Below are 13081 nucleotides of genomic sequence, written 5' to 3'. Positions count from 1 at the left end.
GGTCGTCTCTCAGTTGGAAGCCGGTGGCTGTTCACGAACCGGCGTAATGCGGTCGCCATCACGGACGTAGGCGCCCGCCTTGGCTACGACTTCGTCGCCGGCTTTCAATCCCTTTACGATTTCAACATAGGCACCGTCCTGGATGCCGGTTTCGACCTTGGCAAACTTGACGACGCTGTTTTCGACTTTGCGGGCCGAGGATCCCTCGCTGCTCGACAGCACGGCTGAGACCGGGAGCGCCACGTTTTCCGTGGTGCGCACGACGATGTCAGCGCTGCCGTACATGCCCGAGCGTGCCTTGCTGGAGTCATCGATCAAAATATGGACCAAACCGAGGCGTGTGAGCGGATCGACCGTTGGCGAAACCAAGCGTACGGAGCCGGTAACCTTCTCGCGACTGCCGGAGAGCGAGAGAGTGGCCTTCTGGCCGGGCTGAACCTTGACGATGTCGCTCTCACCCACTTCCGCTACCAGCTCGATCTCGTCGTCGCGAATGATCGTGAAGAGCGGGTCGCCGGTAGCGAGTGCAATCGCGCCGATCTTGGCGTTCTTGGCTGCGACGGTACCGCCGACGGGCGTCTTGACATCGGTGCGCGCCAGCTTCAGATCGGCATCAGCAATCTGGCTTTCAGTCACCTTGATCTCCGCGACGGCTACCTGGATCGCCTGCTTTGCGGAATCGACACGGGCATTGGCTGATGCCGCTGCGGCATCAGCCTGCTCGACGGTCGCCGTGGAAACCGTGCCCTTCTTGCCCATTTCCTGGGCGCGTGCCTGCTGTTGGCGCGCCTGCTCTGCATTGGCCTGCGCCTCGATCAACTGAGCGCGAAGCTGCGCAAGGCTCGCTTCGTTTTTGGCCTTCGTGGCCTGCATCTGGCTCTTCTGTAGGATGAGTGCGTCGTCGTTCAGGGTCGCCAGCGTGCTTTCAGCTTGAACCCTGTCGCCAACATCGGCATTCAGCGTGCGGACCGACAATCCTTCGACTTGAGGCTGAATGTAAACTTCCTCGACAGGCTTTACCGTACCGGTCGCAACAACGCGGTCGACGAGGGTGCGGGTGGACGCCTTCGTCACAACGATTGCCGGCAGGTTCTGCTGCGGCTTTGCGACCGGCTGTTCCTGGGCAAATGCTGCCGAAGCAACAGCTGCCGCGATCAGCAGGGTTGAGGCGCGAAGTATCTTAACAGGCGTACGTGCCATGCGACGTCATCCAGTTTTGCTCGGCCCGACTCGCGCGTTGTCATCAGCTCGCGAATGGCCGGTTCCCGTATTGGTGTTCTCAGAAGTATTTCCGCATCCTTTGCCGACTCTTACTTAAGAAGTCCCTCGTCCGGCAAACTCGGTTTGTACGTGGTAGCGATTTGCCCATCGCGCAAGCCCAGCAGAAAATAATTCCTCATTTGAACACAATAATTACCGTTGTGATGTAGATCAATCACTGTCCGGTTATGCAAGCATTCCGTTAGTTGATCGCGCATCGCCTCCATATGACGTGCGAGCCACGCCTGATGCGACATCGATCGCGAACTTTTCGCCAAAAAAGCAAAACGCGCGGAAGCTCCGCGCGTTTCGCCGTTGCAGTCACTGTTTTACGTCACTGTTTTACTTGGAAGCCGCGTCCGTGACGTCGTGCGTCCAGGCGCCGGTCGGCTCCTTGTTGATGATCTTCTGATCGAGGAGAGCCTTGGCCGTGCGATCGTAGAGGGTGGTGTCGAGTTTGCCCGTGCCGTCGCCGATCAGCTTGGCGACTTCGCCCATCATGCGCTTCTGGTGGTTTTCGTCCTGGCCGCCGGCATCAACGACGATTTCGGCAGCTTCATCGGGGTTCTCGGTTGCGTATTTCCAGCCCTTCATCGAAGCCTTGACGAACTTGACCATCTTCTCCTTGAAGGCGGGGTCCTTCAGCTTGTCTTCCATGGCATAGAGACCGTCTTCGAGAAGGTCGTTGCCCATGGCGGTGTAGTTGAAGACGAGCAGTTCTTCAGGCTTGAAGCCGGCATCGATCGCCTGCCAGTATTCATTGTAGGTCATGACGGAGATGCAGTCGGCCTGCTTCTGCAGCAGCGGCTGCACGTCGAAGCTCTGCTTCAGCACGGTCACGCCGTCAGCACCGCCATCGGTCTTCAGGCCGAGCTTGTTCATCCAGGCGAAGAACGGGTACTCATTGCCGAAGAACCAGACGCCCAGCGTACGCCCCTTGAAATCGGCTTCGGACTTGATCGGGCCGTCCTTGCGGCAGATCATTTCCATGCCCGACTTCTGGTAGGGCTGGGCGATGTTGACGAGCGGAACGCCCTTTTCGCGGGCAACGAGCGCACCGCCCATCCAGTCGACGATGACGTCGGCGCCGCCGCCGGCGATCACCTGTTCCGGCGCGATGTCAGGGCCGCCCGGCTTGATGGTGACGTCGAGACCCTCTTCTTCGTAATAGCCCTTTTCCTTGGCGACGTAGTAGCCGGCGAACTGCGACTGCGTCACCCACTTGAGCTGCAGCGTCACCTTGTCGGCAGCCATCGCCTGGGCTGCTGCGAGCGACATCGCGCTCGCCATCATCGCAATAATCAGTTTTTTCATTTTCTTTTTCCCTCTGAAGTTATGCCCAATCCCATTTGCGGGAATAAAGCGACGCCTAGCCACCACGGATAGACGGATGCCAGAAAGTCACCGCCCTTTCGGCGAGGGCGACGACGCCATAAAAGATCGAGCCGACCAGCGCCGCAACGGCGATTTCGGCCCAGACCATGTCGACATTCATGCGCCCGATCTCGGTGGAGATACGGAAGCCCATGCCAACGATCGGCGTACCAAAGAACTCCGCAACGATGGCACCGATGAGCGCCAGCGTCGAGTTGATCTTCAATGCATTGAAAATGAAGGGCATGGCCGCCGGAAGCCGGAGCTTCAGCAGTGTTTGCCAATAGTTTGAAGCGTAGGTCTGCATCAGGTCGCGCTCCATCGGACCAGATGCAGCGAGGCCGGCGACGGTGTTCACCAGCATCGGGAAGAAGGTCATGATGATGACGACGGCCGCCTTCGACTGCCAGTCGAAGCCAAACCACATCACCATGATCGGCGCGACACCGATGATCGGCAGTGCCGACACCATATTGCCGATCGGCAGCAATCCCAGGCGCAGGAAGGCGACGCGATCGGCGAGGATCGCGACGGCAAAGCCTGCACCACAGCCGATAATGTAACCGGCGAATACCGCCTTGAAGATCGTCTGGCGTACGTCGTCGGCCAGGATCGGCAGCGAGCCGGCGATCCTGGCGCCGATGGCGCTCGGCGGCGGCAGCAGAACGAAGGGAATGCCGGCGCCGCGCGTCAGCGCTTCCCAAATTATCAGGATCCAGGCGCCGAAGATTGCCGGGATCAGCAGCCGGAGGCAGGAGCGGACAAAACTGGAACTTGGCGTCATTGCCGAAAGCTCGGTGACGCAGCGCCAGGCAAGCAGCCAGCAGGCTGCCATCAGCAGGAAGAAGGATTTGGTCGCCAAACCTTCGTTTCCGGTCACGTCCGCGAGCAGCACCCACGCCGCCCAATGCGCACCGACCAGCAAAACGGCGGCGATGTATGGCTTCGGCAATGGTGCAAAGGAAACGAAGGCGAGGGCGACGATCAGCGCGATCGTCAGGCCCACCGTTATTGACGACACCGGGTCCGGTGCGCCTTCGGCCATGATCGGCAAGGCGATGATCGCAATCGCCGTCAGCACCAGGGCAAGAACGCCCTGCCATGAGAACGTCATCTGGCTCATGCCGCCCTCCCGCCCATCGAACGATCGACGATCTTTGCGACAAGACCGACGATGGCGACCAGGCTTGCGGCCAGTACCGAGCCTGCGACGAGAGCCGCCCAGATGTCGATCGTCTGACTGTAGTAGGAGCCTGCGAGCAGCTTCGAGCCGATGCCGGCGACGGCACCGGTCGGAAGCTCGCCGACGATTGCGCCGACCAGGCTTGCGGCGATCGCGACCTTCATCGAGGTGAAGAGGAATGGCACAGAGGCGGGAACGCGAAGCTTCCAGAAGGTCTGCGAGGCTGTCGCGTTATAGGTCCGCATCAGATCGAGGAACATGACTTCGGGCGAACGAAGACCCTTCACCATGCCGACCGTGACCGGGAAGAAGGAGAGGTAGGTCGAGATCAGCGCCTTAGGGATCAGGCCGGTGATGTTGATGGCGCCGAGGACGACGATCACCATCGGCGCGATTGCCAGGATCGGTATGGTCTGCGAGGCGATGACCCATGGCATGAGGCTGCGCTCAAGCGCCTTGATGTGCACGATCCCGACGGCGATCACGATGCCGAGCAGTGTGCCGAAGCCGAAACCGAGCAGCGTCGAAGAGAGTGTGACCCAGCTATGGTAGACGAGGCTGCGATTGCTCGAAAGCTTCCGCAGGAAGGTGTTCTCGAAGACGTTCTGCACCACCTGATGCGGCGCGGGCAGCAACGGCTTTGGCTGCGAGAGCGTCTTTTCGATGAATTCGATGGTGCCAGGCGTCTGGTTGGCCCGCTGATCCATGTCGCGCTGGAAGGAGGCGTTCATCAAGATCGCCGCGACGTACCAGATCGCGATCAATGCCAGGAGGATTGTGAGGACGGGAACGATCCGATCCTTGAGGGTATCTGATTTCATGAGCGCCCCCGCGCACCGGTTTTAACACCCAATGGCTTAGTGCTCATAGCTGTGCCCCGATCTCAGGCCCTCGCGCACGCGATGGGCGATTTCAAGGAACTCGGGCGACTCGCGAATGTCTAGCGGCCGCTCCTTGGGAAGGGGCGAGTCAATGACGTCAGTGACGCGGCCGGGGCGGGGTGACATGACCACGATCTTGGTGGAGAGGTAGACGGCCTCGGGGATCGAGTGGGTGACGAAACAGATGGTCTTGTTCGTGCGCGCCCAGAGCTTGAGAAGTTCCTCGTTCAGGTGGTCGCGGACGATTTCGTCGAGGGCGCCGAAGGGTTCGTCCATCAAGAGCAGGTCGGCATCGAAGGCGAGTGCGCGGGCGATGGAGGCGCGCTGCTGCATGCCGCCGGACAGCTGCCAGGGGAATTTCCTCTCGAAGCCGGATAGGTTCACCAGATCGAGCGCATCGGCGATGCGTTTCTTCTGGTCAGCCGAGGCGTAGCCCATGATTTCGAGCGGTAGAGCGATATTCTTCTCGATCGTACGCCAGGGATAAAGTGCCGGCGCCTGGAAGACGTAGCCGTAGGCGCGAGCCTTGCGGGCTTCCTCCGGCGTCATGCCATTGACCGTGATCTCGCCCGATGTTTTCCTTTCGAGATCGGCGATCACGCGCAGGAAGGTCGTCTTCCCGCAACCTGAAGGGCCGATGAAGGAGACGAAGTCGCCCTTGCGCACGTCGAGATTGACGTTTGTCAGCGCATGCACGGGAGCATCGCTGGCATCATAGGTCAGACAGAGGTCCTTGGCGGATACGACGGAGGCAGCTTGCGTCAATGCTTGTGTATCCTGTTTTCCCCGCGCTTCTGCGCTTTGCATGATAGTATGAGTAGCTGTTTTCATTGTTCCGGCAAGGTCCATGGAGGATGACGATGGACGCGACATCAAAGCCCACCTGTCACATTGTGCGCCCCAGTCATGCCTACGACGGCAAGCAGGGGCTCAGTTACTTCGAAGGCATCGCGGCCGAGACGGTCGGCGCCAAGGGCATCTGCATGCATTTGCTGACGATTCCGCCCGGCGTTCGGGCCAAGGCGCATCTGCACGAGTCGCATGAAACGGCGATCTACATGCTCTCCGGCGTGGCTCACACCTGGTATGGCGACGAGCTGGAGCATCATGTCGTCGTGCACGCCGGCGAGCTGTTCTACATCCCCGCCGGTGTGCCGCATCTGCCCGCCAACCTCAGCAGTACCCCCTGCACCGCGATCATCGCCCGCACCGATCCGAACGAGCAGGAAAGCGTCGTTTTGCTTCCGGAGCTTGATCGGCTGGTGCAGGAGTGATGCCAAGGATCAGACCCCCGTCGCCGGAATGCCGGACCGTTCGACCTTGCGGGGCGCCACAAGCTCCTTCCATGTCGAGAGCGCCTTATTGACTGCCTGGAACGGCTCGCGCTTGACGAACTGGCCGTGGCCCTCCTTCGTCTTGACCGTGCTTTCCTCGATCGCCACTTCGCCGCGCGTCAGCGTGTAGCGCGGCAGGCCGGTGACTTCCTTGCCTTCGAAGACGTTATAGTCGATCGACGATTGCTGCGTCTTGGCCGAGATCGTCTTCGAGCGCTTCGGATCCCAGACGACGATATCCGCATCGGCGCCGACGAGGATGGCGCCCTTTTTCGGATAAACATTGAGGATCTTGGCGATGTTGGTCGAGGTGACCGCAACGAACTCGTTCATTGTCAGGCGGCCAGTGTTCACTCCATAAGTCCAGAGCATAGGCAGTCTGTCCTCGAGGCCGCCGGTGCCATTGGGGATCTTGGCGAAGTTGCCGACGCCGAAGCGCTTCTGCTCGGTGGTAAAGGCGCAATGGTCGGTCGCCACCACAGACAGCGAGCCGGACTGCAGGCCGGCCCAAAGGCTGTCCTGGTGCTGCTTGTTGCGGAAGGGTGGAGACATGACGCGGCGGGCGGCGTGATCCCAGTCCTTGTTGAAATATTCGCTTTCGTCGAGCGTCAGGTGCTGGATCAGTGGCTCGCCATAGACCCGCATGCCCTTCTGGCGGGCTCGGCGGATCGCTTCATGCGCCTGTTCGCAGGAAGTGTGCACGACATAAAGCGGCACGCCGGCCATGTCGGCGAGCATAATGGCGCGATTGGTTGCCTCGCCTTCGACCTCGGGCGGGCGTGAATAGGCATGTGCCTCGGGACCGTTGTTGCCTTCGGCGAGAAGCCTCGCGGTCATCGAGGCAACGACGTCACCGTTCTCGGCATGGACCAGAGGCAGGGCGCCGAGCTCGGCACAGCGCTGGAAAGAGGCGAACATCTCGTCGTCGTTCACCATCAGCGCGCCCTTGTAGGCCATGAAATGCTTGAAGGTGTTGATGCCCTTGTCCTTGACCACCGTCTCCATCTCGTTGAAGACGCGCTCGTTCCAGCCGGTGATGGCCATGTGGAACGAGTAGTCGGCGTTTGCGCGGCTCGTCTTGTTGTCCCACATTTGCAGCGCTTCAAGCAGCGACTGTTCCGGTCCCGGCAGGCAGAAATCGACGACCATGGTCGTGCCACCGGCAAGGCCCGCACGGGTGCCGCTTTCGAAGTCGTCGGAGGAGTAGGTTCCCATGAACGGCATTTCGAGATGGACATGGGGGTCGATACCACCCGGCATGACGTAGCAGCCCGTGGCATCGAGCGTTTCGGTGCCGGAGAGGTTGGGGCCGATCTCGACGATCTTGCCGCCTTCGATCCTCACGTCCGCCTTGTAGGTCAGGTCCGCGGTGACGATGGTACCGTTCTTGATGATCTTTGATGTCATGATGAACCTCCGCTTTTCAGGCGCGCATGGTTGCGAGTTTTAGACCGAAGCCGACGAAGACGACGCCTGTTGCCGCCTTGATCCAGCGTTGCACTCTGCCTCCACGCGTCAGCGTAGCAAGGCGGGAAAACACGACGACCATGGCGCTAAACCAGACCAGGTTGATCATCGAATGAATGAATACCAAAAGGAAGATATTGGCGGCGGTCGCTTTTTCCATCGGCACGAACTGCGGGAAGGCCGCGAGATAGAACATCGCAACCTTGGGATTGAGTGCATTGGTCAGAAAGCCCTCGATATAAGCCGCCAACAGGGTCCGTCGGCGTTTTGAAGGGGCGGCGATCGGCTGCGATGAAAGCGGATTGCGCCAGGCCTGCGCCAGCGCCTTGACGCCAACCCAGCACAGATAGGCGGCGCCAAGCATCTTGACTGCAAAGAACAGCTCGGCCGAGCGCGCGAGAATGACCGAGACGCCGAAGACAACAAACGCCCCATGCAGGTAAAAGGCGGAGACGAAGCCGGCGACATTGGCAAAGCCCGCCAATCGACCCGAGGTGGGTACGGTCTTGGCGATCAGAACACCGTTTGGGCCCGGGGAGATAACGAGCAAGGTTGTCACTGCGACGAAGGCAAGGATAGTTGTCAGATCCATGAGTGCTTTTCCTATGTCAGCCGCGGGTCTTCATGAAGAATGTCGTCCATTGCCGACTGGCAGTCACGCCACGATCTCCGCTGTCTCGACGACGGCGTGGAAGAGGACGTCAGCGCCTGCTGTTGCCCATTCCTTGGAGATGTCCTCCGCCTCGTTGTGCGAGAGACCTCCGACGCAGGGGCACATGACCATCGTGGTCGGGGCGACCTTTGCTGCCCAGCAGGCGTCGTGGCCAGCGCCCGAGATCAGGTTCATGTGGCTGTAGCCGAGCCGTTCGGCAGCGCTGCGCACGCGGGAAACAAGCGTCGGATCGAAAGTCACTGGCGCGAAGTGGCCGATCGCCTCGATCGTGCAGCCGACGCCGAGTGCTTCGCAAATCTTTGGCGCTTCCGCTTCGATCCTGGCACGCATGCCATCGAGTTTTGCCTGATCCGGCGAGCGGATGTCGACGGTGAAGACGACCTTGCCCGGCAGGACGTTGCGGGAGTTCGGGGTGAAGAAGACCTGGCCGACGCCGCCCACGGCGCCCGGCTGGTTCTCCATCGCCACGGTCTGCACCATTTCGATGATGCGTGACATCGCGAGCCCGGCGTTCACGCGCATGTTCATCGGGGTCGAGCCGGTATGGGCTTCCCTGCCGGCCAGCGTGAATTCAAGCCACCAGAGGCCCTGACAGTGCGTGACCACGCCGATCTGCTTGTTCTCGACCTCGAGGATCGGACCCTGCTCGATGTGGTATTCGAAATAGGCGTGCATCTTGCGCGCGCCGACCTCTTCGTCGCCGACCCAGCCGATGCGCTTCAGCTCGTCGCCGAAGCTCTTGCCTTCGGGATCCTTGCGATCATAGGCATATTCCAGCGTATGGACGCCGGCGAAAACACCAGAGGCCAGCATGGCCGGGGCAAAGCGGGCGCCTTCCTCGTTTGTCCAGTTGGTAACGACGATCGCGTGCTTGGTCTTGATGCCAAGGTCGTTCATAGTGCGGACGACTTCCAGTGCGCTGAGCACGCCGAGCACGCCGTCATACTTGCCGCCGGTCGGCTGGGTGTCGAGGTGCGAGCCGACATAGACCGGCAGAGCGTCCGGATCGGTGCCGGGGCGGGTCGCGAACATCGTGCCCATCTTGTCGACGCCGAGCGTCAGGCCAGCGCCTTCGCACCATGTCCTGAAGAGGATGCGTCCTTCGGCATCGGAATCCGTCAACGTCTGGCGATTGTTGCCGCCAGCAATGCCTGGGCCGATCTTTGCCATGTCCATGAGGCTGTCCCAAAGACGATCCCCGTTGACGCGCATGTTCTCGCCTGGTGCTGCCACCATGTCTAAAGTCCTCACCTGTTTTCTGCGGTCATGCAATGGGCATGCCCGCTTGTTCCCGTGGTCAGTTTCTCGGCGCTCTTGTTTGTTTTGTTAGCGCCGGAAAAACGCCAGTTGCCTTTGTTTTGCATCTGATCGATAATTTGACCGATTGGTAAACATTACAACTTCCGGCGCTGGGCTCAAGACGAAAATCAGGAAAAATACAGACAAAATTACCGGCATCTGCTCAATTTTGCGGCAAGGTGCCCTGCCTGTCCAATCTTGAGTGAAACGGTTGAATTTGAAGGGGAAACAAGGTCGACATGGCAATCCCGAGAGCAGCCAAGACCCAGCGGCGCACACGCATCCAGGAGGAGAAGGAAGAGCAGATTCTTGAAGCCGCGCTCGATGTGTTTTCGGTCAGCGGCTTTCGCGGTTCCACCATCGACCAGATCGCCGAAGTCGCCGGCATGTCGAAGCCGAACCTGCTCTATTATTTCCGTACCAAGGAAGCGATGCATCGGGCGCTGATCGACCGCGTGCTTGATACATGGCTGGAGCCGCTGAGAGCCTTCGACGCCGAGGGCAATCCCGAAAGCGAGATTCGCAGCTATATCCGCCGCAAGCTCGAAATGGCCCGCGACTTCCCGCGTGAGAGCCGGCTTTTCGCCAACGAAATGCTGCAGGGCGCACCGCATGTCGAAGATGAGCTGAAAGGGCCGCTGAAGGAACTCGTGGACGAAAAGGCCGAGGTCATCCGCGCCTGGGCAAAGGCGGGGAAGATCGCCAAGTGCGACCCCTATCATCTGATCTTTTCGATCTGGTCGACGACGCAGCACTATGCCGACTTCGACGTTCAGGTAAGGGCTGTGCTCGGGCAGGAGCATGCAGGCGCCGGTCGCTTCGAGGATGCGGCTCGCTTTCTCGAGCAGCTGTTCATCGACGGGCTGAAGGTCAAGTCCATGCCAAACGCGTCATGATGTCATGGGCGCGCTAGCGTCCGGTATGGTGCGTCATTCCTCTAAATCGAAGAGCGTGTCGATTGCCGCACGTGCCTTCGCATGGCGGGTGCGATAGGCTTGGCGGATGACCTTGCGTCTTGCGTCCAATGCCGGTCCCGGCGCCACGGCGGACAGCCATGCCAGTGCCGTCGGCACGAACTCGTCGTCGGCGGGGGCAAGCAAATCGCTTTCGTCCAGTTGCTTCCTGATACAGCCGCGGTCGGTGGAAATCACCGCGTTTCCGGCCGCCTTCGCCTCGAAAATCACCAGCGGCTGCGCCTCGTTGCCGTACGTTGTGGGGAGGACGAGCACGTCGATCTCGCGATAGAAGGCGGCTTTCGCGTCGTCATACAACGCACCCCGGTAATCCAGCATATCGCCCAATTCCATGACGGCGGCGTCAATCGCCGCGCGCTCGCCAGTGCCGGCCGGACCCGCGAGGATCGCCCTGATCGACAAGCCTTCATGCCGCGCTTGCCTTGCGAGATCAAGGAAGGTGTCGAGACCTTTCTCGGTACCGAGATTGCTCAGCATTCCGATCACAAGAGTCGTGGCGTATCGCGGTGCGTCGTTCTGCTCCGTTGGTACCACGTAAGCAGCATTGGAGACGATGCTACTGCGCATGCGGCGCTGGTAGGTGTCGGTAAAGCGGTCTCGCATGACATCGCACGAAAAGATGTGCCGCAATCGGCTATCGCCGAAAGCTAGGACACATCGCATCAGTAAGCTCGCCCTATCGATATAGCTGAAACTGTGATGATGCAGATAGATTGGGTAGGCCAACAGTCTCGCGACCAGCACGATCAGCGCCGTGTAGACCAAACCAGGGCCGCCTTCACAGGCAAGATAGCAAATCCGGTTGTCATGCTTGCGATCGCGGAAGAGCCGGCGGCAGGCGCCGAGGACACGGTTGAGCTTGATTGGATGCTTGAGCAACGACAGTTTGCCGAATGGCGGGGAGACGTCGCGGTTGGTGACGCTGTTTCCTTCCTCGAGAAGCGCGATCATGCTCCTGGTCGCGAGCGAGAAGCCGTTGAACGGCGGAGGCAACTGGCCGATCGCAATAATGTGACGTCTCATGCAGGAGGCTACCCTTTGCGCCTCCCGACTATCGCATCGATGGAAGAAAATTCAATCTCCCGCTCATGTGCTGCAGTTCTGGTGCTGCAGTTCTGGCCCACAGCACGTGCGACGTTAGGCTGCAGCGGTTTCCGAGCCGCTATCGAAGGCAAAGCCTTCGTCGGCCCAACCCGTCATTCCGCCAATCATGACCTTCACCTGAAGCCCGAGCCGGGCAAGGCGCAGGGCTGCCTTGTCGGTGCCGTTGCAATGAGGGCCGGCGCAGTAGACGACGAAGATGGTATCTGCGGGCCACTCCGACATGCGGTGGGCCGTCATCTTCCCGTGCGGCAGGTTGATGGCGTACGGAACGTGAGAGGCGGCATAAAGCGTCGGGGAACGGACATCCAGCAGCACGAAGTCGCGGTGGCCGGCGGCGAGCGATGCGTGAACATCCCAGCAGTCGGTCTCGAAAGCGAGCTTGCGGGCATAGTAGGCGGCGGTGGCTTCCGGAGAGGCGGCAGGGGTTTCGGTGACGAAGCTCGGCATGGCATGTCCTTTCGGTTCGAGTTGTCGCCGACCATTGCTGATGTTATGTCTTGGCGAAATTGGCCAGAATGACGGTTAGCGTAAAGATCATGCCAAATGCGCTGAAGGGACCCCATGTTGCGGTGCTTGCCTATGACGGGCTGTGCACCTTCGAATTTGGAATTGCCTACGAGGTCTTCGGTCTGTCGCGTCCGGAAATGGGCGAGGGCTGGTATCGCTATTCGGTCTGCGGGATAGAGCCCGGTCCGCTTCGTGCGGCAGGCGGGTTGACGGTTTCCGTCGATCATGGGTTGGAGGTCCTTGAGGAGGCGGACCTGATCGTCGTGCCTGGCTGGCGCGCGATCGATGCAGAGGTTCCGGAGGTGGTCATTGATGCTTTGTGCTTGGCCCATCAGCGTGGTGCGCGGATCATGTCCCTCTGCTCGGGTGTTGCGGTGCTTGCCGCCACCGGGTTGCTTCGCCATCGGCGAGCAACCACGCATTGGCGATACGTCGCTTCCGTCTCGGAACGCTATCCCGACATCAGCTTCGATGCCGATGTGCTTTACATCGACGATGGCAGTATCCTGACGGCGGCCGGCAGCGCCGCCGGTATTGATCTCTGTCTGCATGTGGTTCGTGGTGATTTCGGTGCGGAGGCTGCCAACAGCGTGGCACGGCGCCTGGTGCTGCCGCCACATCGCGAAGGCGGGCAGGCACAGTTCATCCAGGCGCCAGTACCGCAACAGCGCGAGGGCATCAGGCTCGGCCCGCTGATCGACTGGATGCGGCAGCAGCTGGATGAGGAGCAGCCGATCAGCCTGCTTGCCGCGAAGGCCGGGATGAGCCAGCGGACCTTTCAGCGCCGGTTCGAAAGCACGACCGGGCTCAGCGTCGGTGAATGGTTGCTCAAGGAGCGGCTCCGCTATGCGCGCGAGCTTCTCGAGCGACAGATTGGTGCAACCCTCGATGACGTTGCCGTTGCCAGTGGGTTCGGAACGCTGGCAACGATGCGGCATCACTTCCGCAAGCGGCTGGGGACGAGCCCCGGAGCATATCGGAAGACATTTGCGGCTGGCAGTTGAGGTGGGAAATTGGTCTTTCTA

Annotated in this window: 13 protein-coding genes; 3 read left to right on the top strand and 10 right to left on the bottom strand. The window is 60.4% G+C overall.

The features are described 5' to 3' along the window. Nucleotides 1-9: 9 nt before the first annotated feature. The 5 genes from PMI09_RS06875 to PMI09_RS06855 all read right to left on the bottom strand — a co-directional run bounded on the left by PMI09_RS06875 (nucleotide 10) and on the right by PMI09_RS06855 (nucleotide 5505). Complete coding sequence (locus PMI09_RS06875; protein ID WP_007790255.1) at nucleotides 10-1200, bottom strand: efflux RND transporter periplasmic adaptor subunit; 1191 nt, start codon at nucleotides 1198-1200, stop codon at nucleotides 10-12. A 402-nt stretch (nucleotides 1201-1602) separates the two neighbouring features. Next, complete coding sequence (locus tag PMI09_RS06870; protein WP_007790253.1) at nucleotides 1603-2574, bottom strand: ABC transporter substrate-binding protein; 972 nt, start codon at nucleotides 2572-2574, stop codon at nucleotides 1603-1605. Nucleotides 2575-2629: 55 nt separating this feature from the next. Beyond that, nucleotides 2630-3757 (bottom strand): ABC transporter permease, encoded by a 1128-nt coding sequence (locus PMI09_RS06865; RefSeq protein ID WP_007790251.1) that lies wholly within the window; start codon nucleotides 3755-3757, stop codon nucleotides 2630-2632. Beyond that, nucleotides 3754-4638 (bottom strand): ABC transporter permease, encoded by an 885-nt coding sequence (locus PMI09_RS06860; protein ID WP_007790243.1) that lies wholly within the window; start codon nucleotides 4636-4638, stop codon nucleotides 3754-3756. The genes PMI09_RS06865 and PMI09_RS06860 overlap by 4 nt, the downstream gene beginning before the upstream one ends. Before the next feature lie 36 nt (nucleotides 4639-4674). Continuing rightward, nucleotides 4675-5505, bottom strand: coding sequence for an ABC transporter ATP-binding protein (locus PMI09_RS06855; RefSeq protein WP_052026516.1), 831 nt, complete (start codon nucleotides 5503-5505; stop codon nucleotides 4675-4677). A gap of 53 nt (nucleotides 5506-5558) precedes the next feature. Between PMI09_RS06855 and PMI09_RS06850 the strand changes: the two genes are divergently transcribed. Beyond that, nucleotides 5559-5972, top strand: coding sequence for a cupin domain-containing protein (locus PMI09_RS06850; RefSeq protein ID WP_007790241.1), 414 nt, complete (start codon nucleotides 5559-5561; stop codon nucleotides 5970-5972). A 9-nt stretch (nucleotides 5973-5981) separates the two neighbouring features. Here PMI09_RS06850 and hydA read toward each other — a convergent pair whose 3' ends face one another. The 3 genes from hydA to PMI09_RS06835 all read right to left on the bottom strand — a co-directional run bounded on the left by hydA (nucleotide 5982) and on the right by PMI09_RS06835 (nucleotide 9408). Continuing rightward, the gene (gene hydA / locus PMI09_RS06845; protein WP_007790240.1) at nucleotides 5982-7439 is read right to left on the bottom strand and encodes a dihydropyrimidinase; all 1458 of its coding nucleotides are present in this window, start codon (nucleotides 7437-7439) and stop codon (nucleotides 5982-5984) included. Nucleotides 7440-7455: 16 nt separating this feature from the next. Next, nucleotides 7456-8091 (bottom strand): LysE family translocator, encoded by a 636-nt coding sequence (locus PMI09_RS06840; protein WP_007790238.1) that lies wholly within the window; start codon nucleotides 8089-8091, stop codon nucleotides 7456-7458. Nucleotides 8092-8154: 63 nt separating this feature from the next. Then, the gene (locus tag PMI09_RS06835) at nucleotides 8155-9408 is read right to left on the bottom strand and encodes a Zn-dependent hydrolase (protein ID WP_007790237.1); all 1254 of its coding nucleotides are present in this window, start codon (nucleotides 9406-9408) and stop codon (nucleotides 8155-8157) included. A gap of 302 nt (nucleotides 9409-9710) precedes the next feature. On the opposite strand from PMI09_RS06835, the gene PMI09_RS06830 reads away from it, so the two are divergent. Beyond that, the gene (locus tag PMI09_RS06830; protein ID WP_007790235.1) at nucleotides 9711-10367 is read left to right on the top strand and encodes a TetR family transcriptional regulator C-terminal domain-containing protein; all 657 of its coding nucleotides are present in this window, start codon (nucleotides 9711-9713) and stop codon (nucleotides 10365-10367) included. A gap of 33 nt (nucleotides 10368-10400) precedes the next feature. Here PMI09_RS06830 and PMI09_RS06825 read toward each other — a convergent pair whose 3' ends face one another. Both PMI09_RS06825 and PMI09_RS06820 read right to left on the bottom strand, forming a co-directional pair. Further along, nucleotides 10401-11468, bottom strand: a complete 1068-nt coding sequence (locus PMI09_RS06825) for a glycosyltransferase family 4 protein (protein ID WP_007790233.1) — start codon at nucleotides 11466-11468, stop codon at nucleotides 10401-10403. Nucleotides 11469-11582: 114 nt separating this feature from the next. Then, entirely contained in the window at nucleotides 11583-11996 is a 414-nt protein-coding gene (locus PMI09_RS06820) for a rhodanese-like domain-containing protein (protein ID WP_007790230.1), read from the bottom strand. Nucleotides 11997-12064: 68 nt separating this feature from the next. Between PMI09_RS06820 and ftrA the strand changes: the two genes are divergently transcribed. Next, the gene (gene ftrA, locus PMI09_RS06815; RefSeq protein ID WP_007790227.1) at nucleotides 12065-13060 is read left to right on the top strand and encodes a transcriptional regulator FtrA; all 996 of its coding nucleotides are present in this window, start codon (nucleotides 12065-12067) and stop codon (nucleotides 13058-13060) included. Nucleotides 13061-13081: the final 21 nt, after the last annotated feature.

It is taken from the genome of Rhizobium sp. CF122, from assembly GCF_000282035.1.
Taxonomy (GTDB): Bacteria; Pseudomonadota; Alphaproteobacteria; order Rhizobiales; family Rhizobiaceae; genus Rhizobium.
This window is presented reverse-complemented; position numbering and strand designations above follow the sequence as displayed.

What these genes read in the sequence shown, in the direction of transcription:
- PMI09_RS06875 (WP_007790255.1), bottom strand. Translation starts at nt 1,200, where the DNA reads ATGGCACGTACGCCTGTTAAGATACTTCGCGCCTCAACCCTGCTGATC.
- PMI09_RS06870 (WP_007790253.1), bottom strand. Translation starts at nt 2,574, where the DNA reads ATGAAAAAACTGATTATTGCGATGATGGCGAGCGCGATGTCGCTCGCA.
- PMI09_RS06865 (WP_007790251.1), bottom strand. Translation starts at nt 3,757, where the DNA reads ATGAGCCAGATGACGTTCTCATGGCAGGGCGTTCTTGCCCTGGTGCTG.
- PMI09_RS06860 (WP_007790243.1), bottom strand. Translation starts at nt 4,638, where the DNA reads ATGAAATCAGATACCCTCAAGGATCGGATCGTTCCCGTCCTCACAATC.
- PMI09_RS06855 (WP_052026516.1), bottom strand. Translation starts at nt 5,505, where the DNA reads ATGCAAAGCGCAGAAGCGCGGGGAAAACAGGATACACAAGCATTGACG.
- PMI09_RS06850 (WP_007790241.1), top strand. Translation starts at nt 5,559, where the DNA reads ATGGACGCGACATCAAAGCCCACCTGTCACATTGTGCGCCCCAGTCAT.
- hydA (WP_007790240.1), bottom strand. Translation starts at nt 7,439, where the DNA reads ATGACATCAAAGATCATCAAGAACGGTACCATCGTCACCGCGGACCTG.
- PMI09_RS06840 (WP_007790238.1), bottom strand. Translation starts at nt 8,091, where the DNA reads ATGGATCTGACAACTATCCTTGCCTTCGTCGCAGTGACAACCTTGCTC.
- PMI09_RS06835 (WP_007790237.1), bottom strand. Translation starts at nt 9,408, where the DNA reads ATGGTGGCAGCACCAGGCGAGAACATGCGCGTCAACGGGGATCGTCTT.
- PMI09_RS06830 (WP_007790235.1), top strand. Translation starts at nt 9,711, where the DNA reads ATGGCAATCCCGAGAGCAGCCAAGACCCAGCGGCGCACACGCATCCAG.
- PMI09_RS06825 (WP_007790233.1), bottom strand. Translation starts at nt 11,468, where the DNA reads ATGAGACGTCACATTATTGCGATCGGCCAGTTGCCTCCGCCGTTCAAC.
- PMI09_RS06820 (WP_007790230.1), bottom strand. Translation starts at nt 11,996, where the DNA reads ATGCCGAGCTTCGTCACCGAAACCCCTGCCGCCTCTCCGGAAGCCACC.
- ftrA (WP_007790227.1), top strand. Translation starts at nt 12,065, where the DNA reads ATGACGGTTAGCGTAAAGATCATGCCAAATGCGCTGAAGGGACCCCAT.